21 protein-coding genes are annotated in these 21460 nt (G+C 41.0%); 12 read left to right on the plus strand and 9 right to left on the minus strand.

Going from position 1 to position 21460, the window contains the following annotated elements; translation table 11 throughout:
• Nucleotides 1–143: 143 nt before the first annotated feature.
• The 4 genes from AN214_RS16305 to AN214_RS16320 all read right to left on the minus strand — a co-directional run bounded on the left by AN214_RS16305 (nucleotide 144) and on the right by AN214_RS16320 (nucleotide 4980).
• On the minus strand, nucleotides 144–1868 hold the full coding sequence (locus AN214_RS16305; RefSeq protein WP_054980695.1) for a proline--tRNA ligase: 1725 nt from the start codon (nucleotides 1866–1868) through the stop codon (nucleotides 144–146).
• 81 nt (nucleotides 1869–1949) lie between these two features.
• Nucleotides 1950–2672, minus strand: coding sequence for a tRNA (N6-threonylcarbamoyladenosine(37)-N6)-methyltransferase TrmO (gene tsaA, locus AN214_RS16310; RefSeq protein ID WP_054980696.1), 723 nt, complete (start codon nucleotides 2670–2672; stop codon nucleotides 1950–1952).
• A gap of 66 nt (nucleotides 2673–2738) precedes the next feature.
• Nucleotides 2739–3215, minus strand: coding sequence for an acyl-CoA thioesterase (locus AN214_RS16315; RefSeq protein WP_010560053.1), 477 nt, complete (start codon nucleotides 3213–3215; stop codon nucleotides 2739–2741).
• A 118-nt stretch (nucleotides 3216–3333) separates the two neighbouring features.
• A complete protein-coding gene (locus AN214_RS16320; RefSeq protein WP_054980697.1) occupies nucleotides 3334–4980 on the minus strand; it encodes an electron transfer flavoprotein-ubiquinone oxidoreductase in 1647 nt (548 codons plus the stop codon).
• Nucleotides 4981–5149: 169 nt separating this feature from the next.
• Here AN214_RS16320 and AN214_RS16325 point away from each other — a divergent pair, with 169 nt between their 5' ends.
• Together AN214_RS16325 and AN214_RS16330 are read left to right on the plus strand one after the other, a co-directional pair.
• Nucleotides 5150–5899, plus strand: coding sequence for an electron transfer flavoprotein subunit beta/FixA family protein (locus AN214_RS16325; RefSeq protein ID WP_054980698.1), 750 nt, complete (start codon nucleotides 5150–5152; stop codon nucleotides 5897–5899).
• Nucleotides 5899–6825, plus strand: coding sequence for an electron transfer flavoprotein subunit alpha/FixB family protein (locus tag AN214_RS16330; RefSeq protein ID WP_054980699.1), 927 nt, complete (start codon nucleotides 5899–5901; stop codon nucleotides 6823–6825). The genes AN214_RS16325 and AN214_RS16330 overlap by 1 nt, the downstream gene beginning before the upstream one ends.
• Before the next feature lie 258 nt (nucleotides 6826–7083).
• Here the strand turns inward: AN214_RS16330 and asnS are convergent, their stop codons facing one another.
• Complete coding sequence (asnS, locus tag AN214_RS16335) at nucleotides 7084–8481, minus strand: asparagine--tRNA ligase (protein WP_054980700.1); 1398 nt, start codon at nucleotides 8479–8481, stop codon at nucleotides 7084–7086.
• Nucleotides 8482–8680: 199 nt separating this feature from the next.
• On the opposite strand from asnS, the gene AN214_RS16340 reads away from it, so the two are divergent.
• Nucleotides 8681–8998, plus strand: coding sequence for a hypothetical protein (locus AN214_RS16340; RefSeq protein ID WP_054980701.1), 318 nt, complete (start codon nucleotides 8681–8683; stop codon nucleotides 8996–8998).
• A complete protein-coding gene (locus AN214_RS16345) occupies nucleotides 8995–9426 on the plus strand; it encodes an ATP-binding protein (RefSeq protein ID WP_054980702.1) in 432 nt (143 codons plus the stop codon). The genes AN214_RS16340 and AN214_RS16345 overlap by 4 nt, the downstream gene beginning before the upstream one ends.
• 18 nt (nucleotides 9427–9444) lie before the next feature.
• Here AN214_RS16345 and bioA read toward each other — a convergent pair whose 3' ends face one another.
• Nucleotides 9445–10722, minus strand: a complete 1278-nt coding sequence (gene bioA, locus AN214_RS16350) for an adenosylmethionine--8-amino-7-oxononanoate transaminase (RefSeq protein ID WP_054980703.1) — start codon at nucleotides 10720–10722, stop codon at nucleotides 9445–9447.
• 96 nt (nucleotides 10723–10818) lie between these two features.
• Here bioA and bioB point away from each other — a divergent pair, with 96 nt between their 5' ends.
• The 5 genes from bioB to htpX all read left to right on the plus strand — a co-directional run bounded on the left by bioB (nucleotide 10819) and on the right by htpX (nucleotide 15530).
• Complete coding sequence (bioB, locus tag AN214_RS16355; RefSeq protein WP_054980704.1) at nucleotides 10819–11859, plus strand: biotin synthase BioB; 1041 nt, start codon at nucleotides 10819–10821, stop codon at nucleotides 11857–11859.
• Nucleotides 11860–12990, plus strand: coding sequence for an 8-amino-7-oxononanoate synthase (locus AN214_RS16360; protein ID WP_054980705.1), 1131 nt, complete (start codon nucleotides 11860–11862; stop codon nucleotides 12988–12990). It begins immediately after the preceding gene.
• Nucleotides 12987–13745, plus strand: coding sequence for a malonyl-ACP O-methyltransferase BioC (gene bioC, locus AN214_RS16365; RefSeq protein ID WP_054980706.1), 759 nt, complete (start codon nucleotides 12987–12989; stop codon nucleotides 13743–13745). The genes AN214_RS16360 and bioC overlap by 4 nt, the downstream gene beginning before the upstream one ends.
• Nucleotides 13742–14428 (plus strand): dethiobiotin synthase, encoded by a 687-nt coding sequence (bioD, locus tag AN214_RS16370; protein ID WP_054980707.1) that lies wholly within the window; start codon nucleotides 13742–13744, stop codon nucleotides 14426–14428. Before bioC ends, bioD begins: the two co-directional genes overlap by 4 nt.
• A gap of 241 nt (nucleotides 14429–14669) precedes the next feature.
• Nucleotides 14670–15530: a protease HtpX gene (gene htpX, locus AN214_RS16375; RefSeq protein ID WP_054980708.1), complete on the plus strand. Its 861-nt coding sequence runs from the start codon at nucleotides 14670–14672 to the stop codon at nucleotides 15528–15530.
• Nucleotides 15531–15562: 32 nt separating this feature from the next.
• Here the strand turns inward: htpX and AN214_RS16380 are convergent, their stop codons facing one another.
• Nucleotides 15563–15766, minus strand: a complete 204-nt coding sequence (locus AN214_RS16380) for a hypothetical protein (RefSeq protein WP_010560066.1) — start codon at nucleotides 15764–15766, stop codon at nucleotides 15563–15565.
• A gap of 210 nt (nucleotides 15767–15976) precedes the next feature.
• Here AN214_RS16380 and purE point away from each other — a divergent pair, with 210 nt between their 5' ends.
• On the plus strand, nucleotides 15977–16459 hold the full coding sequence (purE, locus tag AN214_RS16385; RefSeq protein ID WP_010560067.1) for a 5-(carboxyamino)imidazole ribonucleotide mutase: 483 nt from the start codon (nucleotides 15977–15979) through the stop codon (nucleotides 16457–16459).
• Nucleotide 16460: 1 nt separating this feature from the next.
• Nucleotides 16461–17606 carry a 5-(carboxyamino)imidazole ribonucleotide synthase gene (locus tag AN214_RS16390; protein ID WP_054980709.1) on the plus strand — a complete coding sequence of 382 codons (1146 nt, stop codon included), beginning with the start codon at nucleotides 16461–16463 and terminating at the stop codon, nucleotides 17604–17606.
• A gap of 105 nt (nucleotides 17607–17711) precedes the next feature.
• Here AN214_RS16390 and AN214_RS16395 read toward each other — a convergent pair whose 3' ends face one another.
• Nucleotides 17712–18005: a hypothetical protein gene (locus AN214_RS16395; protein ID WP_054980710.1), complete on the minus strand. Its 294-nt coding sequence runs from the start codon at nucleotides 18003–18005 to the stop codon at nucleotides 17712–17714.
• A 308-nt stretch (nucleotides 18006–18313) separates the two neighbouring features.
• Here AN214_RS16395 and AN214_RS16405 point away from each other — a divergent pair, with 308 nt between their 5' ends.
• The gene (locus AN214_RS16405) at nucleotides 18314–20791 is read left to right on the plus strand and encodes a prolyl oligopeptidase family serine peptidase (protein WP_054980712.1); all 2478 of its coding nucleotides are present in this window, start codon (nucleotides 18314–18316) and stop codon (nucleotides 20789–20791) included.
• Nucleotides 20792–20817: 26 nt separating this feature from the next.
• Here the strand turns inward: AN214_RS16405 and rrtA are convergent, their stop codons facing one another.
• Complete coding sequence (gene rrtA / locus AN214_RS16410) at nucleotides 20818–21408, minus strand: rhombosortase (protein WP_054980713.1); 591 nt, start codon at nucleotides 21406–21408, stop codon at nucleotides 20818–20820.
• Nucleotides 21409–21460 lie beyond the last annotated feature (52 nt).

Here is a 21460-nt window from a genome sequence, read left to right on the forward strand (position 1 = left end):
ATAATCTTTTTGAGTTCTCTTGGATATAGGTTTCATAACATTCTCCAAATTTAAGTTGGAAAAGTGTCAACCGTATTTAGGACTGGTCACTCAATTGATAAAGAAGCGCTGTGACAACACAGCGCTTTTTTATTATCTTACAATTATGATTTAACTAGGTTAATAATTGCTTCAATCGCGTTATCTAGGTCAATAAGCTCTTTTTCACCTGTAATACGATTTTTGTATTCGATTTGGTTGTTATCTAGATTACGCTCACCGATCACTAACGTATGCGGTACGCCAACTAATTCCATATCGTTAAACATTACGCCTGGGCGTTCTTTACGATCATCAAATAATACATCAATACCAGCAGCTTGAAGATCTGCGTATAACTTGTCGGCAATCTCTGGAATACGATGCGACTTGTGCATATTCATTGGTACGATTGCCAGCTCAAACGGAGCAAGGGCAGTCGGCCATTTAATACCGTATTGGTCGTGGTTTTGTTCAATTGCCGCTGCAACGATGCGCGAAACACCAATACCATAACAACCCATAGTCATAATTTGGTTTTTACCACTTTCAGCAAGTACGCCTGCTTTCATTGCCTCTGAGTACTTTGTGCCAAGTTGGAAAATATGACCAACTTCAATACCACGTTTTATGTTTAATACGCCTTTACCACACGGGCTAGGGTCGCCTTCCACAACATTACGAATATCTTCAACCGTGTAGTCTGTAACGTCACGGTCAAAGTTAATACCACTGTAGTGAACGCCATCTTCGTTTGCACCCGCAACAAAGTCTGCCATTACAGCCGCTGAACGGTCTACAATAATTGGCATGTCTAAACCAACTGGGCCTAGTGAACCTGGTTTTGCACCCGTTGCCTTAACAATGTCTTCTTCTGTTGCAAATTCAAGTGGTGAATCAACTAAAGTTAGCTTTTCAGCTTTAAGCTCATTAAGTTCATGGTCGCCACGTACAACGAGTGCAACTAAACCGCGCTCTTCGTTCTCATTTGGCGCGCCGTAAGCAATTAATGTCTTAACGCCGCGGTGTGGTTTAACACCGTGTTGCTGTTTTAGATCTTCAATTGTTTTTGCACTAGGCGTGTCGAAACGGTTTAACTCTTTTGATGGCGCAGGGCGTTCAATAATAGGTGCTACCGCTTCTGCTTTTTCAATATTTGCTGCGTAGTCTGACTCTGAGCTAAATGCGATGGCATCTTCACCAGATTCTGCAAGTACGTGGAATTCATGAGAAACTGAGCCACCGATTGAACCAGTATCTGCAATAACAGGACGGTAATCTAAGCCTAAACGCTCAAAAACATTACAGTATGCTTGGTGCATTTTCTTATACGTTTCATTTAAGCACTCTTCACTTAAATGGAAAGAATAGGCATCTTTCATGGTGAATTCGCGCGCGCGCATCACACCAAAACGTGGACGAACTTCGTCACGTACTTTAGTCTGGATTTGATAAAGATTTACCGGCAGTTGTTTGTAACTGCTAATCTCTTTACGAACAAATTCAGTAATCACTTCTTCGTGTGTAGGACCTAACGCAAAAGGGCGGTTGTGACGGTCATTAATACGCAGTAATTCTGGGCCAAATTGCTCCCAACGACCAGACTCTTGCCAAAGGTCGGCTGGCTGGATAATGGGCATTAACATTTCTATCGCACCGGCTTTGTTCATTTCTTCACGAACAATGTTTTCTACTTTACGTAGTACTTTTAAACCACTTGGTAACCAAGTGTATAAACCCGATGCTAGTTTGCGGATCATTCCCGCGCGTAACATAAGCTGATGGCTGATAATTTCAGCATCAGATGGCGTTTCTTTTAACGTCGCTAAAATATATTGACTAGTACGCATTTGCTTTCCGAAATGTTAAATCTGATTTTTATAAGGTAAGGCGCTAAGTTTATCAGTGTATGTAAAAATTCAAAAGCCTTACTATGCTGGCTTTTCGCTATTTTTGCTAATTTCTAATACGGTAACGTTGCTTTCAATCACTTGCCATTTAATATTTAAATCAAACAAGCTCATGCCGTATTCTTGTAACCCGACTTTCGTTTTTTTATAAGCTGGTCGCGGGTCTTGTTTTAATACTTTTTCAATAAAGCTTTGTAGCTCCGGGTAAAGCGTTTGGTTTTGTTCGCAAAACGCATTGGCTTTATCTGCAAACTCAACAACTAATGGCGTTTCTGGGCGTGTATCTGCAAACCCTGCAGTCGCATTTGGTAGGCTATCGGAATAGGGTAAATAGGGCTTAATATCAAGAATAGGAGTACCATCTAGTAAGTCTATGCCTGACAGCTCAAGCCAAAGTTGGCCATTTTCATAGTGCACACCTTCGAGTTTTACCGCGCTCATACCAATGCCATTTGGTCTAAAGGTGGCGCGGGTTGCAAACACTCCTTTTTTATCGTTGCCGCCTAAACGAGGTGGGCGAACTAATGGCGACCAGCCTTTATCGGCCGTTTCATGAAAACGAAAAATAAGCCAAACATGGCTAAAGTCTTCAATACCACGAACAAACTCTTCACGGTTAAACTCACCAACAAATTTGCACTTGGCTTTTGCTTCTGGAATAAGGCGAGGCTGGCGAGGTATCGCAAATTTTTGTTTATAGGGAGATTCGATAAAGGCAATTGGACTTAATTGGTAGTCATTCATAACACTAACAAACTTAAATAGGCACTGTAAAAGTGCCTATTTTGCCATAAAACGTGTTGAATAAAATTATTCTTCTTTCATTTCTTGTTCGAACACTTTTTCCGCTTGCAGTGACATGTCTTTCATCTTCTGCGCGTATTTTTGAATACGCTTTTCATTTGCGGTTTTTGCTTCAAAGGCAGGAACCGGTACAGGGTAACCAGCTTGATCCGTAGCGACAAAATTGATGATGCAATTATTCGATTCTACCATCTGCCCTGATTTAGGATCGCCACAGCGAACAGCGATAAATATTTGCATACTGGTTTTACCGGTATTAGCTATTTTGGCTTCAACTTCAACAAGTTGCCCAACAAGAATAGGGCGATGGAATTTTATTGCCGCAACAGATACGGTAACACAGTAATGACCACTCCACAGCGCTGCACAAGCATAACCCGCTTGGTCAATCCACTTCATAACAATGCCACCGTGTACTTTACCGCCAAAGTTAACGTCGGTAGGTTCTGCCAAAAATCTAAATGTAACGCTGTCTTTATCCATAATTACTTGATAATCAGTGTGTTGTTTATTGAGTATTAGCGATAACTAAGGTTTTAACAAGTAATAAAAAAGGCATGCTCACGTGGGAGAGCATGCCTTTGACAAATACAATTGGAAATTACATATTCGGGTAATTTGGTCCGCCAGAACCTTCAGGTGTGACCCAAGTAATGTTCTGGCTCGGATCTTTAATATCGCAGGTTTTACAGTGGATGCAGTTTTGCGAATTAATAACGAACGTCGGTTGACCTTCAACTTCGTTAATTTCATACACGCCTGCTGGGCAATAGCGCTGTGCAGGCTCATTGTATTCAGATAAGTTTTTACCAAGCGGTATTGTGTTATCCGCCAGTTTTAAGTGACATGGCTGATCTTCTTCATGGTTAGTACTTGATAAAAACACCGAACTTAGTTTATCAAAACTGAGTGTGCCATCAGGTTTTGCATAGTTAATTTCTGAATGACGACTAGCTGGCTCAAGGCAAGCATGATCAGGTGTGTCATCTTTAAAGTTAAACGGTAAACCGCCATTAAATAAGTTTTGGTCAATGGTGTTATACATGCCGCCTAAAAACTTACCTAGTTTATGCATTGCTGGGCCGAAGTTTTTACTGCTGTTTAATTCTTGATAAAGCCACGAATTCTCAAAACGCGATGCAAAGTCATCAAGCTCTGTATTAGCTTTATTATCCTGTATTGCAGTAAAGATACTTTCAGCGGCTAGCATGCCTGACTTCATTGCTGTGTGATTACCTTTTATCTTGGCAAAATTAAGCGTACCTGCGTTACAGCCAACTAACACACCACCTGGAAAAGTCATTTTAGGTAATGAGTTCAAACCACCTTTTGCGATGGCGCGTGCACCATAGGCAATGCGTTTGCCGTGTTTCAATGTATCTGCAAACACAGTGTGGTGTTTCATGCGCTGAAATTCATCAAATGGCGAAAGGTATGGATTGCTGAAGTTTAAATCAATGATTAAACCAACTACCACTTGATTGTCATCGCCATGATACATATAAGAGCCACCGCCGGTATCTTTATCAAGTGGCCATCCTGCACCATGCACGACAAGCCCGGGCTTATGGTGTTCGCTCGGGATTTCCCAGATCTCTTTAAACCCTAAACCATAATGTTGTGGTGATTTACCTTGATCTAGTTTAAAGGTACTGATGAGCTCTTTACCCAAATGACCGCGGCAACCTTCTGCAAAAATAGTGTATTTAGCGCGAAGTTCCATACCTGGCATAAAGCCATCTTTTTCTTCGCCAGATTCACTTACGCCCATATCACCTGTGATTATGCCTTTTACCGCATCATCTTCAATAATCAGTGAATGTGCACTAAACCCTGGAAAGATTTCTACACCTAGGTTTTCTGCTTGTTGTGCAAGGAAACGACATACATTACCCATGGAAACGATGTAGTTGTCGTCATTATGGAAGGTTTTTGGCGTGGCAAAAGCAGGTAGCTTTTTCGCGCTACGTTCATCATTAAACCAATAAATGTCGTCTTGACTCACTTTGGTATTAAGTGGGGCGCCAAGTTCTTGCCAATTTGGTAGTAATTCATTAAGTGCACGTGGTTCAAATACGGCACCCGATAAGATATGAGCTCCGACCTCTGAACCTTTTTCAACAACACAAATCATTAATTCTTGTTCGTTTTCTTGTGCTAGTTGTGCCAGTTTTATAGCGCTTGATAAGCCTGCAGGCCCAGCGCCTACAATAACTACATCAAACTCCATGGTTTCACGTTGTACCATGATATTGCCCCTGTTGAATTAAGCTGGTCTTTGTTAACCAAATAACCTGTTATTGGCTTTAGCATATTTTAGGTTGACGTTTACGTCAACAGGAAGTAGCCTTAAAACCAAATAACGGTTAAATAAGTTTACCTAGGTTTACGTACGCGTAAACATTAAAGGAGAGGTTATGAAAATCCTAGTTCCGGTCAAACGAGTGATCGACTATAACGTAAAAGCGCGCGTAAAAGCCGACAATAGTGATGTTGATCTTAATAGTGTAAAAATGGCCCTTAACCCATTTTGTGAAATCGCGGTGGAAGAAGCTATCCGCATTAAAGAAGCAGGTAAAGCAAGTGAAGTTGTCGTTGTATCGATAGGCGATAAGGCTTGCCAAGAACAGCTTCGTACGGCACTTGCACTTGGTGCAGACAAAGCAATCCAAATTGACACAAACGAACGTTTAGAGTCGCTGCATGTTGCTAAGCTCCTTGCCAAAGTTGTAGAGCAAGAAAATCCAGAGTTAGTGATTTTAGGTAAGCAGGCGATTGACTCTGATAACAACCAAACAGGTCAAATGCTTGCTGCACTTACTGGGCGTGCTCAAGCTACCTTTGCCTCAGAAGTAGTGGTTGATGGCGATAAGCTTAATGTAACGCGCGAAGTCGATGGTGGTTTACAAACAATCGCTGTTAACTTACCTGCAGTTGTGACGACGGATCTTCGCTTGAATGAACCTCGTTATGCAACGCTTCCTAATATTATGAAGGCTAAGCGCAAGCCGCTTGATGTATTAACCGCAGCGGATCTCGGTGTTGATGTTACGCCGCGTATTACAACCTTAAAAGTAGAAGAGCCAAGCAAGCGTGAAGCAGGCGAAATTGTCGCAGACGTAGCAACGCTAGTTGAAAAACTAAAAAATGAAGCGAAGGTGATCTAATGTCAGTACTTATTATTGCAGAGCACGAACATGGCGTGCTTAAAAACGACACAGCTAAAGTAGTTTCGGCAACGCAAAAGCTTGGTAAGTCAGTTACTGTTTTAGTTGCAGGCTTTAACGTAGCCGCAGTAGCAGAAGCCGCGAGCAAAATTGACGGTGTTTCAAATGTCATTGTTGCCGATAATGCAGCATTAGAGCATCAACTTGCGGAGAACATGGCTGATCTTGTTGTCGATTTAGCTGGCGATTATTCACATATATTCGCAGCTGCAACCACAACAGGCAAAAACTTTATGCCGCGAGTGGCTGCACTTTTAGACAAAGTGCAAATTTCTGACATTATCGAAGTGATTGATGAAAATACATTTAAGCGTCCAATTTATGCGGGTAATGCAATCGCGACTGTACAAAGTAGTGAAGATAAACACATTGTCACGGTACGCTCGAGTGCGTTTGATGTAGCAGGTGATCAGGCTCCAGTAGCTGTTTCATCATTTGATGCAGTTAAAGAGAACGCGCTAAGCAGTTTTGTTTCACAACAAGAAACTGAAAGTGAACGCCCAGAACTTACTGCGGCAGATGTCATCATCTCAGGTGGTCGCGGTATGCAAAATGGCGAAAACTTTGCATTGTTAAATGGTATTGCAGATAAACTTGGTGCAGCGATTGGTGCATCGCGTGCTGCTGTTGATGCGGGCTTTGTACCAAACGACATGCAAGTAGGGCAGACAGGTAAAATTGTTGCGCCGCAACTCTATATCGCGGTTGGTATCAGCGGTGCAATTCAGCACCTTGCCGGTATGAAAGACTCTAAAGTGATTGTTGCAATCAACAAAGATCCCGACGCGCCAATCTTCCAAGTTGCCGATTACGGTTTAGTTGCTGATTTATTTGATGTACTTCCAGAACTAGAAGCATCTTTGTAACAATACAATCTTATTCCAATTGTAAAAGCCTTGCTTCTTTAGCAAGGCTTTTTTTGTCGCGCTTCTTAGTGTAACTCTCTAAATCGAGGCTGGTTCGCCACAAAATAATATACGTGTAAAAAGTTGTGTGAGCACATTATTGATTATCATGTGCTTTATAAGCCAGTTGATGTAGTAGATCACTAGGCCAAAATTACATAAACAAAAACCGGCATAAGCCGGTTTTTCATTAAGTGTACTTAATTTAACGGAAAGCGTTTAGTAAGTAGCTGAACCTTTTGTGCGCGGGAAGGCGATAACGTCACGTACGTTACCCATACCTGTTACGTAAGCTACAAGGCGTTCAAAACCTAGGCCGAAACCTGAGTGCGGAACAGTACCGTACTTACGTAAATCGCGATACCAAGAGTAATCCTCTTTGTCTAAGCCCATTTCTTCTAAACGTGCATCAAGTACGTCTAAACGTTCTTCACGCTGTGAGCCGCCAATGATTTCACCGATACCTGGTGCAACAACGTCCATTGCTGCAACTGTTTTGCCGTCTTCGTTTTGACGCATGTAGAACGCTTTAATGTCTTTCGGGTAGTTTTTAATAACTACTGGTGCATTAAAGTGCTCTTCTGCAAGATAGCGCTCGTGCTCTGATTGTAAATCCACACCCCATTCAACTGGGAATTCGAATTTCTTGCCACAGCTTCTAAGAATTTCAACAGCGTCTGTGTAGTCAACTTGTGCGAAATCTTTTTCAACAAAGTCTTCTAAACGTGAAATAGCGGTTTTCTCAACTCGTTGTGCAAAGAATTCCATATCATCACGACGCTCTTCAAGTACTGCTTTAAATACGTATTTCAGCATGTCTTCTGCAAGTGCAGCAATATCGTTAAGATCTGCAAATGCAACTTCAGGCTCAACCATCCAGAATTCAGCTAAGTGACGAGACGTATTTGAGTTTTCAGCACGGAATGTTGGGCCAAAAGTGTAGATTTTTGACATTGCTGAACAGTAAGTTTCGCCGTTTAGCTGGCCAGATACTGTTAAGAATGCTTCTTTACCGAAGAAGTCTTCGCTGTAATCTACATCGCCTTTATCAGTGCGCGGTAAGTTTTGCATATCGAGAGTTGATACACGGAACATTTCACCCGCACCTTCACAGTCACTAGCTGTGATAATAGGTGTAGAAATCCAAACGTAACCACGCTCGTGGTAAAAACGGTGAATTGCTTGTGATAAGCAGTTACGAACACGCGTCACTGCACCGATAATATTAGTGCGAGGACGTAAATGTGCGTGTTCACGTAAATATTCAATACTGTGACGCTTTGCAGCCATAGGGTACGTATCTGGGTTTTCTACCCAACCTACTACTTCTACCGATTCAGCTTGAATCTCAAATGATTGGCCTTGGCCTTGTGATTCTACGATTGTACCAACAACCGTTACTGAACAGCCTGCGGTAAGCTTGGTCACTTCTTCATAATTATTGAGTGAATTCGGTACCACAGCTTGAATAGGATCGAAACAACTACCGTCATGAACGGCTAAAAAAGAGATTCCTGCTTTTGAATCGCGACGTGTACGGATCCAACCTTTAATAGTAACGGTTGCACCTACTTCTACACGGCCTTTCAAAAGGTCTGTGATAGCTATATGGCTCATTTTCACTCCAATGATTAAAATGCCTAAATAAATTCTTGTTGTTCTTACTTAGCATGCGCTAAGAAAGTTTGTTATCTTACCTGTGAAAGAAAAATAAAAAAACAGCAAATTTCCCGATAATGTGTAATATGCTTAAAAATAGTGAAATTTCATTGAATAACTGACGCGTATGATAAAAGAAAGGCGCAGCAAATCACCTATGAGGCAAAACGTATTACATGCGTTATCAATTATCGCGTGGTTTTTCTTTTTACTCGCGCTGATTATGTTTCACTACGCAAGGCCAGAGCTTGAATATGGCATTATCCGGTATTTTGGTTTATCGCATCGTGATCATTGGTTGATGACGCCACGTAACTTGCTGATTCTTTTTTTAATCTTAACTGGTATCATATCGAGTATTTCAATCATCATGCGTCAGCGTTACAACCGCCGCAGTGGTGATAGTATCGCGGTTAACCAAATCAGTTTGTTAGTTATTTGTATTATTTGTTTATTGGTAATTTTGTTTAGATGAAACAAGTGTTTATTTTAAGGGGTCTGCCGGGCTCAGGGAAAAGTCATTACGCTCAGAGTTTGTGTGATGAAATGGTAAATGGCGATGAAGGCCAATTTGTAATTTGTTCAACCGACGATTTTTTTATCAGCGATGGTCAATATCGTTTTGATAAAGCCAAGCTAAGTGAATACCATAATCTTAATTTAGCGCGTTTTATTCGTGCGTTAAGCCAGGAAATTCCATTGGTGATTTTGGATAACACCAACATTAAAAAGTGGGAATTTATTGCGTATGCTGAAGCAGCGCACGCGCTTGGTTATCAAGTAAAAGAAGTCGTGGTGGGTGAAATTAAAGATAAGGCGATGCAGCACCTTTATTATCAGCGCAACATTCATAAAGTACCGCTAAAAACCATCAACAAAATGGCTTACCTATTTGAATGGTAAGCCATTAGGCCCTAAATCCTACAAAATCGATTTAATCGCATTACACATTTTGATGATTGACGCATCTTGCATGATATAAGGCGGCATCATATAAATCAGTTTGCCAAACGGCCTTAACCACACGCCGTGTTCAATTAGCTGTTTTTGCACTTTGGCAACGTCAACCGCTTGCTTCATTTCGACAACACCAATTGCCCCGAGAATACGAACATTTGCTACAGAATCAAAGCTTTCAAGCGGCTGTAAGTGTGTTCTAAAACAATGTTCAATGCGTGCAATATTACTTTGCCAGTCAGTTTTAAGCAGTAATTCAATGCTTTTATTGGCAACGGCACAGGCAAGGGGGTTTGCCATAAATGTAGGCCCATGCATCATCACACCTGCATCGCCTTCACTAATACCAATTGCAACTTTATCGGTTGTTAAGGTTGCCGATAGCGTCATATAACCACCGGTCATGGCTTTACCAATACACATAATATCAGGCTCAATATTGGCATATTCAACGGCAAACATTTTTCCTGTACGACCAAAGCCCGTAGCGATTTCATCACAAATTAACAGTATGTCGTACTCATCACATAATTCGCGTACCGCTTTTAAATAGTCGCTGTGATAAAAGTTCATGCCGCCAGCATTTTGTACAATCGGCTCTAAAATGAAGGCGGCGATATCCATGTGATGCTTGTCAAAGTACTGCGCTAATACATCGCGCTCTGAGCGGTCGAATGCTTCACCAAATTTACTTTTTGGTGCGGGAACAAAATAGTGCTCTGGTAAAAAACCTTTGTACAACGAATGCATGCTATTAATTGGATCACATACACTCATCGCCGCAAATGTATCGCCGTGATAACCTTTACTTAGCGCCATAAGTTTGTTTTTACGCATATTACCTTTACTGCGCCAATATTGCATTGCCATTTTAATGGCAACTTCTACCGCAACAGAGCCTGAATCGGCTAAAAAGATACGAGTGAGCGATTGTGGTGTAATGTCGAGTAGTTTCTTGCCAAGGTCAACGGCAGGTTGGTGGGTTAAACCGCCAAACATCACATGACTCATTTTATCAACTTGTTGCTTTATTGCGTTGTTAAGTTCAAGGTTATTGTAGCCATGCAAAACGCTCCACCAAGAGGCCATTCCATCAATTAATTTTTCACCCGTTTCTAAATGAATATGCACACCATCAGCATGTGTAACTGGGTACACCGGCAGGGGATTTATCATAGACGTGTAGGGGTGCCATAAATGATTTTTATCAAAATCCAAATCAATTGTTTCTTTAATGTTCAAATGTAAACCTCTAAAGGTTGCGTTTGGTTGACAATAAGGTGTTGCTGCGTAGACTAGCGAAATTAAGTTCGAGAAACAAATAAAAACGAGAATTCCATGGAGCAAGCTCAGGTGCGTAATAACTGGACACTTAGTGAAATAAAGGCATTGTTTAATATGCCGTTTAACGATTTACTGTTTCAAGCTGCCAGTGTTCATCGTCAACACTTTAATCCAAACAAAGTACAAATTTCTACGCTGTTATCTATCAAAACGGGCGCATGTCCTGAAGATTGTAAATACTGTCCTCAATCAGGCCACTATAAAACGGATCTAGAACGCGAGCGTTTGATGGAAGTTGAGAAAGTGGTCGAACAAGCGCGTATTGCTAAAAATAAGGGGGCTACACGTTTTTGTATGGGGGCTGCTTGGTCTGATCCGAAAGATCGCGATATGCCGTACATTGCGAAAATGGTAAAAGAGGTTAAAGAACTGGGCCTTGAAACCTGTATGACGCTGGGCATGCTTGATAACGATAAAGCACATGCACTGCGTGATGCGGGACTTGATTATTACAACCATAACTTAGATACCTCACCTGAATATTACCAACAAATCATCACAACAAGAACCTACCAAGATAGACTTGATACCCTTGCTCACGTGCGTGACGCGGGTATGAAAGTATGCTCGGGTGGCATTGTTGGTATGGGCGAACAAGCGAAAGACCGTTATGGTTTATTAATGCAGCTGGCAAATTTACCAAAGCAGCCAGAAAGTGTGCCAATTAACATGCTAGTAAAAGTTAAAGGCACGCCACTTGAAGATGTGGATGATTTAGACCATTTTGAGTTTATTCGTACGATTGCGGTTGCGCGCATTATGATGCCAAAAAGTTACGTTCGCTTAAGTGCAGGGCGCACGGCGATGAATGAACAGATGCAATCAATGTGTTTTTTCGCTGGCGCTAACTCAATTTTTTATGGTGATAAGTTGCTAACTACGGATAATCCAGAAGCAGACAGCGATATGATGCTGATTAAAAAGCTCGGTATGTCGCCTGAAAGCGCTGAGGATTATTCCGATGAGGCATATCAAGCGTCGTTAGAATCAGCAATTGCTGATAAAGAAACATCTGAACTATTTTATCCAGCATAAATGGCGTTCGAATATATAAACAAGACGCTTGCTGAGCGACAACAAGCGTCTTTATACCGCCAGCGCATTGCATTTGAGCGTGTTGGTCCTCGTTTTTTGCTTAGAAATAATAAACAGTATTTAAATTTCGCATCAAACGACTACCTTGGTTTGGGTGAAGAGCAAATTACGGGTTTAGAAAATACATTAGGTGCGAGTAGTTCATCGTTAGTCACAGGCTATCAAAATGCGCATATTGCACTTGAGAATTACCTCATATCTAAGCTCAACTATCAAGCGTGTTTATTGTTTAATTCAGGCTTTAGCGCTAACGCAAGTGTGCTTAAAAGTTTAATGAATGAAGCCAATAGTGAAATCTTTCAAGATAAACTAAATCATGCCAGCTTAATTGACGGCGGACTCGCAGCAAACGCAACGAATACTCGCTTTAATCATAACGATTTAAAACATTTAACGCGTCGTTTAGAAAAATCTAAAGCGCAGCATAAGTTGATTGTGAGTGAAGGGGTATTTTCAATGGATGGTGATAGCGCACCAGTTGCTGAACTTGCGCACATAGCTAAACAACACAATGCCTGGTTAATGATTGATGATGCTCATGGTTTTGGTGTAATGGGTAATCATGGTTTAGGCAGCTGTGACGAGGTTAAACCAGAAATACTGATTATCACTTTTGGCAAAGCCTGCGCAAGCAGCGGGGCAGCTGTGTTATGTAGCCAAAATGTGGCCGACTATTTATTGCAATTTAACCGCGATTATACTTATTCAACAGCAATGTCGCCTTGGCTTGCATCGGCCACGCTTTCGCGATTAAAACGGCTATACAGTGCCGATGAAAAACGCGCACGCCTTAAAGACAATATTGCGTATTTTAAAACCCTTGCAAGCAATCATAACCTCTCACTCATGCCGTCAAATAGCGCCATACAACCGCTGGTGCTCGGCGATAGTGAAAGCTGTTTAGCGCTGAGTGAGCATTTAAAATCAAATGGTATTTGGCTTACGGCAATTAGACCACCAACGGTCCCTCATAATACAGCACGGCTAAGAATAACGCTTACCGCTGCACACCAAGCAGCAGATATTGAACAGTTGATAAATCATCTTGTTGAAGGGTTAAAGTTGTTATGATGTTGTCTGCGTTAACCAATAAGCAAGCCACTGCGTCTCATTTTTCTAGAGCGGCAGAGCGCTATCAAAGTCATGCCCATGTGCAAAAGCAAGCAGCCGACATACTGTTAAAATCATTGGGTGCAAGGTATAAGGTCGCGCTAGATTTAGGCTGTGGCCCCTTTGTTAATTCGTTTGAACTGAAAAAACGCTGCGATTATCTTGTAAGCATGGATTTAAGTGAAAGCATGTTGCAACAAGCTGTTACACCTAGCATCTGCGCTGATATGGATACCTTGCCGTTTCAGGCCGACTGTTTTGACCTGATATTTAGTAATTTTGCAATGCAATGGAGTAGTGATTTAGCGGCACTTTTAACCCACTTTTACCGTGTTTTAAAACCAGGTGGTCGCGCACACTTTAGCATTGTAGCCGATGGCACGTTACAGGAAATTAAACAGGCTTTCTCAGTGCTCGACAATGAGCCTCACATAAATCGCTTTGTAACACAAAACGATATCGCCAATGCAGTAGCGCATACGCGGTTTAAATTAATCAGTAGTAGCTTTTGTCATCATAAAATATTTTACGATAGCCCTAAGCTTGCCTTACACTCTATTAAAGAAATTGGTGCAAATCATAAAGTTAATAGTAGCGAGCAGCGCAGTGGATTGATGGGTAAACGTAAATACCGTGCATTGTTAGCTAATTATCCAAAAGAGCAGGGGCAATTTCCGGTAAGTTACCAAGTTGCTTATATAGTGATAGAGAAATGAATCAAGTTTTTATAACTGGCACAGATACAGAAGTAGGTAAAACCTATGTATCGAGCCTTTTAATTAAATATGTTAAACAACATAAACGAGCCGTTACTGGTTTTAAGCCGATTGCCGCAGGGGCTGAGCAGGCGTTTGGTGAGCTCGTCAATGAAGACGCGTTAACACTGCTGGAGTCTAGCAATGTAGCTCTGCCGTACAAATTGATTAATCCGTTTTGCTTCGAACCACCCATTGCGCCACATATTGCAGCAAAAAAAGCCGGTGTAGAGATAAGTAAAACTGCACTATCAGACCATTTAGATGTGTTTAAGCACCAAGAGCTTGATCATTTAATAATAGAAGGTGCAGGCGGTTGGGCATTGCCAATTAATGATAGTGACTTACTGTCAGATTGGGTTGCCGAACAAAATTTACCGGTGATTTTAGTCGTTGGTCTAAAATTAGGCTGTTTAAATCATGCATTATTGACTTTAAGTCATATAAAACAAAGCGGCGTGAAATGTGTTGGTTGGATTGCCAATTATGTTGACGATGGCATGTTAGAACAAGACGAAAATCTGCAAACCCTAAAAGCACGTTTAGATTGCCCATTATTGGCCATTGCGCCTAACTGTAAAAACGACAAACCCAAGCTTCAAGTGTATCAAGCTCTTAACACTGCACTTAATTTAGTTAATTGAAACGAGAGCGTGTTGTCGCTTTTTAACTTAGCCCACTAGATCTACAAAGCGACGCCGCGATTAACATAGTTTGGATTTGAACAGAATTTAGACCAAAAAGATCAACACGCGCTAAGTAACTTTATGTAAATTTCATGGTGTGTTTAGTTTTAAATAATATGTGTGTCATTTTGTAAATTTATCTTGAAACGTAATCAAAAGACACTATATAAAACGGTAGAAAACACATTTTGAGGTAACAATGAAAAGAGTTGTATTGTTTTTAATTACAAACCTAGCGGTGATGCTGGTGTTAGGTATTGTGCTGTCGGTCATTATGTCAGTACTAGGCATAGAACACCGAAGCTTAGGTGGCATTTTATTAATTGCCACGTTGTTTGGTTTTGGTGGCTCGTTTATTTCGCTGTTTATGTCGAAATGGATGGCGAAAAAATCAACCGGTGCTCATGTTATCGAGCAACCGCGTTCTGACGTAGAAAAGTGGTTAGTTGAGCGTGTTGCAGAGCAAGCTAAAAAAGCGAATATTGCAATGCCAGAGGTAGCTATTTACGACAGTCCTGAAATGAATGCGTTTGCAACAGGTCCAAGTAAAAATAATTCACTGGTTGCAGTAAGTACTGGTTTGTTACACAACATGAGTCAAGACGAAGCAGAAGCCGTTCTCGCCCATGAAGTATCACATATTGCCAATGGCGACATGGTTACACTTACGCTTATTCAAGGCGTTGTAAACACGTTTGTAATTGCCATCTCAAAGGTACTTGCAGGTATTGTCGACAACTTCTTAAATAGCGATGAAGAAGAGTCGGGTGGTTCTTGGACATACTTTATCTTTGATATGATCTTCCAAGTATTATTCGGTATTTTAGCAAGCTTTGTAGTGGCGTATTTTAGCCGTCAACGAGAGTTTGCTGCTGACAAAGGCGCTGCAGACCTTGTTGGTGCAAACAAAATGCGTGCGGCACTTGAGCGCCTTAAAGTTAATCATCCGTCACAACTTGAAGGGTCGATGATGGCATTTGGTATTGCATCTGGTAAAGGTTTAATGGACTTAATGAGTTCACACCCTCCGCTTGATGCGCGTATTAATGCATTAAAATAAGCACTGATTTAATACCTAAGAAAAAGGCGCCATTAGGCGCCTTTTTGTTGTTCTCGTTTTAGTTGATTAGGTAATAAGGTTTCAACGATTTCTTTTGCTGGAATGGTATATCGCGTACCGTCAAACATTACCGAAGCATTTTCGTCAATGCCAGTAATGCCTGTGAGCGTCCAGCCTTCACCACGCTTTTCACAATACACAGTTGTCGTTGGTGGTATCACTTTAAATTCAGGCATTGGTTTTTCTAACTAGTGAAACAATTGACTTAATTTACCTTAGAGAATAGAGAATTCACAGTTTTTAATTGAGAAAACGAAGGGATTATTGGATAATTCGCAACTCGCAATCCCACATCGCGAAAACAATTTTTAACATTCACAATGCGCTTGTTAATAATCTAAAAGTGCAATTAATGTGAATTGAGTGCCTAACTATGAGGAGTGACTATGACTGTTGGCATTATTATGGGTTCAAAATCAGATTGGCCTACCATGCAACACGCTGCAGATATGCTTGATAAATTCGGTGTTGAATATGAAACAAAGGTTGTTTCTGCGCACCGTACGCCACAGTTATTAGCCGATTATGCCAGCACAGCAGCTGAGCGCGGTATTAAAGTAATTATTGCAGGTGCAGGCGGTGCAGCACACTTACCGGGCATGGCAGCTGCATTTACCAGCTTACCGGTACTGGGCGTTCCGGTTAAATCTAAAGCACTTAATGGTGTTGATTCACTTCTATCAATTTGCCAAATGCCAAAAGGTGTAGCGGTAGGTACGCTTGCGATTGGTGATCCGGGCGCTGCAAACGCTGGATTATTAGCGGCGCAAATTCTGGGTTGTCAGCAGCCTGAATTGCTAGCGAAAATCGACGAATTTAGAAAAAACCAAACTGACACTGTGTTAGCACATCCAAACCCAGCAGAATAATATGAATATTTTAGTTCTCGGCGCAGGCCAACTTGCCCGTATGATGAGTTTGGCAGGTGCGCCTCTTGATATAAATATCAAAGCCTATGATGTTGGATCTAAGCACGTTGTTCACCCGCTAACGCTTGCCGTGTATGAGCAAGACTTAGTTGCTGCAATCGCAGAATGTGAAGCGATCACCGCAGAGTTTGAACATATTCCTGATGATGTATTAGCGTTATGTTGTCAAAGTGGCAAATTTTACCCAGGTAAAGATGCCATTAAGGCTGGCGGCGATCGTAGCATCGAAAAAGCGCTATTAGATCAAGCGAATGTACCTTGTGCGCCGTATTTACTTATTACCGAGCGTGAACACTTAGACCGTGCCATTATAGATTTAGGACTGCCACTTGTGATCAAAACCTGTCAAGCAGGCTACGATGGTAAAGGGCAGTGGCGTATTAAAGCAGATTCTAATGTAGATCACATTTGGTCAGAAATGGCTGAGTTTATTGCTGCAGGTAGTGAAGATTTCCCACACACCATTATTGCTGAAAAAATGATTCCGTTTAAGCGTGAAATTTCAGTGATTGGTGCACGCGATAAGCAAGGCAATACTGCGGTTTATCCTGTGACTGAAAACGAACATACCAACGGTGTACTTACGTTATCAGTTGCCACTGATATTGATGATCAAATTCAAAGCCAGGCGTTAGCAGCATTTAATAAACTATCAGCAGCGATGGATTATGTTGGTGTACTGGCAATTGAGTTCTTCGATGTTGATGGCCAATTAATGGTGAATGAAATTGCACCTCGCGTTCATAACTCAGGCCATTGGACACAGCAAGGCACACTGTGTAGCCAGTTTGAGAACCACTTACGTGCAGTAGCTGGGTTGCCATTAGGTGATACCGCTATGATTGGGCCAAGTGCGATGATCAATGTGCTTGGTGAGCCGAGCATTCCTGCTGATGTGTTATCCGTTGCTGGAGTAACCAGTCATTGGTACGGCAAAGCAGTTCGCGCAGGTCGTAAAATGGGACATATTAATGTCGTAGCGAGCAGTAATGTTGAGCTAGGTAAAAAACTTGCAGTGCTTGCGAACTATTTACCAGAAGATGCTTATCCAGGCGTCGCAGCACGTGCAGTTGAATTGTCTAAATAAGCTGTTTAGTTAACTACACAGCATGTGCATTAAAAAAACGGTTGTACGCGTTAGTGTGTATAACCGTTTTTTATGCGTTTAATTATACCTAAAAGATAAAACCATTTAATTTAATTCTGATTGAATATCGATTTCAACATAAAATGGTACTGCGTTGTTGGTAATGTATTTACCTTGCAATAACCGTTCGTGTCCTTCTAAGTATTGCTCATGGTGACTTTGTTTATTGTTTATCATGGTTTGCCAAAAACTTCCGATATCAAGCAAAATAATTGACTCGTTTCCATCACAATAAAAGTGTTGATAGCGTGACCAGTTTTCAAGTTCATCTTGTTTAAGCCATTTAGCTAAACTTGTTTTATCAGGTCCGCGATAAATACGTAATCTAAACTTGCTCATAACAGGCTATTCAAATTGGATATAGTTAAAGGGTAGTCAATGACTGATGGAATTGAGAAATTAAAATAAATTAATTGAATAAATTTTGAACTAAATAATGAGTCGCACGGTCTATTACTTTGAAACGAGAAATTACTTTTTCGTTTCGACCTAAATTGCTAGCGCAGAGTATTCGGCCAACACCTTGTTGGCCTTTTTTTGTTACAAATGTAATCGCTAAAATCACATAATAAAACGTTAAGCGCAGTTTTATTATTGCCAATTGTTTGGTTAAATTAGTGTAATTTTAATTACAAAAAAAACACACAATGTATAATAAATCTATTATTGCTCTTGCTGTAACTGCGTGTATTAGTTTGTCAGGTTGTAAAACGACTGAACAATCTACTATCGCAGCTGCTAACGAATTTTCACCAGTAGTTGAAACAACGACTCACCAAGGCCCAGAAACCATTACGTTAAAACAAGCTATGGCGCATCCAGATTGGTTAGGTCGTCAACCTGAGCGTGCATTTTGGTCGTTTGATTCTAAGTCGGTAAATTATGCGCGCAAACAAGCGGGTAACGAATTACGCGATACCTACACTCGTACGTTGGACCAGCAAGGCAATGGTGATTTAGTATCGCTTGATAAATTGCACACACTCGGTGCGAAACAATTAACCTTTAGTCAAGATAACAAGTGGGTAGCATATACGTTTAAAGGCAATATTTTTACTGTTGAGCAAGCAACAGGTAAATTAAAGCAACTTACTCTAAGCGATGATAATGCATCGCAGCTTTTGTTTTTAACTAGCGGCGAACTTGCATATCGAGTTAACAATAATTTTTATAAAATTAATGTAGAAACGGGCCTACGCTCACAAATAGCAGCACTTAAAGTTGCGGATAAGCCAGAAGGCGTAAAAGAGCCAACAAGTTATATTGCTAAAGAGCAACATAAACTCATTGACTACGTAGCACTAACTCACAAGAACAAACAAGATAAACACGCCTACAACGAGTCATTAAAAACGCAAAACGAAAGCGTTATGAACGATACATATTACCTTGGTAAAGGTAATCGTATTGTCAGTGCAGTAGTATCACCAGCAGGCGACAAACTCATTACAGTTGTTACTAAAAGTTCACCATGGCGTGATGATGGCGATATTATGCCAAACTACATTGGTCAAAACGGTGAAATTGTTGCTGAAAAAGTAAGACGTCGTGTTGCCGATACCAAGCCGTCTGGCTCAGAGTTGGTAATGATTGACCTCACTGAAAATACCCAAACAAGCCTACCATTCGATACATTACCAGGGTTTGATGAAGACGTATTAGCAAGTGTAAAAGCCGAAAACGCAAAAGCACAAGGTGAAACATACAAATCAGAAAAAGCACCTCGTCATATTAATTTAATGATGGACTGGGGTTGGTCACAAAATGCAATTCAATGGAATAGCGATGGTTCACAAGTGGCAGTGATGCTTGAAGCGTTTGATAATAAAGACCGCTGGATTGCAACTGTAGACTTTGCAAGCAATAAACTGGTTTCGCAACATCGCTTACATGATAAAGCCTGGGTTAACTATACGTACAATAATTTTGGTTGGTTAAATCAACAACCAGATACGCTATATTATTTGTCTGAGGAATCTGGTTACAGCCATATTTATACAAAAGCGCTTAAGGGTAAAGCAAAGCAGCTAACAAGCGGTCAGTTTGTGGTATCAGAACTAACACAAGCTCGTAATAGCCAGTCAATTTTTTATAAAGCAAACAAAAAACACCCTGGCATTTATGAAATCTACAAGCTAGATCTGACAACGGGTGAGAGCGTTGCCCAAACCGATTTAAACGGTATGACCGATTACCAGCTTAGCCCGGATGAATCAAAACTATTGTTAACACACTCAAAATTAGCATTACCACCAGAGTTGTACGTAACTAATGTTGATGGCGATACGGTAACGCGTTTAACCAATACTGTATCGGATAAGTTCCTAAATACTCAACTTGTAGCGCCAAAAATTGTAGCCGTTCCGTCAAGCCATACTAAGCAGCCTATTTATGCAAAAGTGTATTATCCACGTGATTACAAAGAAGGTGAAACAGGTAAAGCACGCAAAGCGGTTATCTTTAACCACGGTGCTGGTTATTTACAAAATTCACATTTAGGTTGGTCAGGTTATTTCCGCGAATTTATGTTCCACTCATTCCTCGCAGAGCAAGGTTATGTGGTGATGGACATGGATTACCGTGCATCTAAAGGCTATGGTCGCGATTGGCGTACCGCAATTTACCGCCATATGGGTAAGCCTGAAATTGAAGATTTAGCCGATGGTGTAAAATGGATGACTGAAAACGCTAATGTTAACGACCAGCGCGTTGGTACATATGGTGGCTCTTACGGTGGTTTTATGACCTTTATGGCATTGTTAACCCGCCCAGAATTATTCCAAGCGGGTGCCGCGCTTCGTCCTGTATCGGACTGGGCATATTACAATAATCCGTATACATCGAATATTTTGAACCACCCAGATGTAGATCCAATTGCCTATAAGCGCAGCTCACCGATTTATTTCGCTGAAGGGTTAGAAAAACCATTGTTAATTAATGCGCCAATGATTGACGACAATGTATTTTTCCAAGACGTAGTGCGCTTAGTACAGCGTTTTATCGAACTTGAAAAAGAAAATTACGAAACGGCAATTTACCCGGTTGAGCCACATGGCTTTAAACAGCCTTCTTCGTGGTTAGATGAGTACCGTCGTATTTATAAGTTGTTTGAGCAAAAGTTATAATTTAAAAAGGCCGCATAGCGGCCTTTTTATTGGGTGATATTTTCGCGTAGTGCATGACGATTTAATTTCGCATAAACAAAAATACCGGATATTGCACCAATCAAGTGTGCTTCGGTAGCCACCCGTGCATTAATTAGTTGCCCTAATTCAGCACTTGGTCCAGCATATTGCTCCCATGCAATTTTTAACCAAACACCAATAAACAAAAGATAACCCGTTTTCATACCTTTTTGGCAGTCAATTAACGCGCCAACAATGATTAAACCATGTAAAACACCACTTAACCCATTGTAAAGTGTATTTTCTGGATAAAAAATATAAAGCCCACCGCCGGTGTAGAGCGCCAGTAAAAAAAGTGCTAATGCGTATTTTTTCACATCATAATATTCACCGTGTAACGCCCAGATGAGCGCAACGCCTGCTAAGTTTAACATTAAATGGTAGCTATTTGAGTGACTAAAATGAGCAGTAATAAGTCGCCAGTATTCACCATGAGAAAATAAGCTTCGGTTATATTCAAATAATTCACTGAGCGGCGTTGCAAAAATAATTATCGCAGCAAAAATGAGAACAAGCGGGGCAGTGATATAACGTTTATCGGTTGGAAGATTTAACATTCGCTATCTGTGTTAATCAATATCAAATGTCTGTAAGATTATCACAAATAAT

It is taken from the genome of Pseudoalteromonas sp. P1-9, from assembly GCF_001399975.1.
Classification (GTDB): domain Bacteria; phylum Pseudomonadota; class Gammaproteobacteria; order Enterobacterales; family Alteromonadaceae; genus Pseudoalteromonas.

What these genes read in the sequence shown, in the direction of transcription:
- AN214_RS16305 (WP_054980695.1), bottom strand. Translation starts at nt 1,868, where the DNA reads ATGCGTACTAGTCAATATATTTTAGCGACGTTAAAAGAAACGCCATCT.
- tsaA (WP_054980696.1), bottom strand. Translation starts at nt 2,672, where the DNA reads ATGAATGACTACCAATTAAGTCCAATTGCCTTTATCGAATCTCCCTAT.
- AN214_RS16315 (WP_010560053.1), bottom strand. Translation starts at nt 3,215, where the DNA reads ATGGATAAAGACAGCGTTACATTTAGATTTTTGGCAGAACCTACCGAC.
- AN214_RS16320 (WP_054980697.1), bottom strand. Translation starts at nt 4,980, where the DNA reads ATGGTACAACGTGAAACCATGGAGTTTGATGTAGTTATTGTAGGCGCT.
- AN214_RS16325 (WP_054980698.1), top strand. Translation starts at nt 5,150, where the DNA reads ATGAAAATCCTAGTTCCGGTCAAACGAGTGATCGACTATAACGTAAAA.
- AN214_RS16330 (WP_054980699.1), top strand. Translation starts at nt 5,899, where the DNA reads ATGTCAGTACTTATTATTGCAGAGCACGAACATGGCGTGCTTAAAAAC.
- asnS (WP_054980700.1), bottom strand. Translation starts at nt 8,481, where the DNA reads ATGAGCCATATAGCTATCACAGACCTTTTGAAAGGCCGTGTAGAAGTA.
- AN214_RS16340 (WP_054980701.1), top strand. Translation starts at nt 8,681, where the DNA reads ATGAGGCAAAACGTATTACATGCGTTATCAATTATCGCGTGGTTTTTC.
- AN214_RS16345 (WP_054980702.1), top strand. Translation starts at nt 8,995, where the DNA reads ATGAAACAAGTGTTTATTTTAAGGGGTCTGCCGGGCTCAGGGAAAAGT.
- bioB (WP_054980704.1), top strand. Translation starts at nt 10,819, where the DNA reads ATGGAGCAAGCTCAGGTGCGTAATAACTGGACACTTAGTGAAATAAAG.
- AN214_RS16360 (WP_054980705.1), top strand. Translation starts at nt 11,860, where the DNA reads ATGGCGTTCGAATATATAAACAAGACGCTTGCTGAGCGACAACAAGCG.
- bioC (WP_054980706.1), top strand. Translation starts at nt 12,987, where the DNA reads ATGATGTTGTCTGCGTTAACCAATAAGCAAGCCACTGCGTCTCATTTT.
- bioD (WP_054980707.1), top strand. Translation starts at nt 13,742, where the DNA reads ATGAATCAAGTTTTTATAACTGGCACAGATACAGAAGTAGGTAAAACC.
- htpX (WP_054980708.1), top strand. Translation starts at nt 14,670, where the DNA reads ATGAAAAGAGTTGTATTGTTTTTAATTACAAACCTAGCGGTGATGCTG.
- AN214_RS16380 (WP_010560066.1), bottom strand. Translation starts at nt 15,766, where the DNA reads ATGCCTGAATTTAAAGTGATACCACCAACGACAACTGTGTATTGTGAA.
- purE (WP_010560067.1), top strand. Translation starts at nt 15,977, where the DNA reads ATGACTGTTGGCATTATTATGGGTTCAAAATCAGATTGGCCTACCATG.
- AN214_RS16390 (WP_054980709.1), top strand. Translation starts at nt 16,461, where the DNA reads ATGAATATTTTAGTTCTCGGCGCAGGCCAACTTGCCCGTATGATGAGT.
- AN214_RS16395 (WP_054980710.1), bottom strand. Translation starts at nt 18,005, where the DNA reads ATGAGCAAGTTTAGATTACGTATTTATCGCGGACCTGATAAAACAAGT.
- AN214_RS16405 (WP_054980712.1), top strand. Translation starts at nt 18,314, where the DNA reads ATGTATAATAAATCTATTATTGCTCTTGCTGTAACTGCGTGTATTAGT.
- rrtA (WP_054980713.1), bottom strand. Translation starts at nt 21,408, where the DNA reads ATGTTAAATCTTCCAACCGATAAACGTTATATCACTGCCCCGCTTGTT.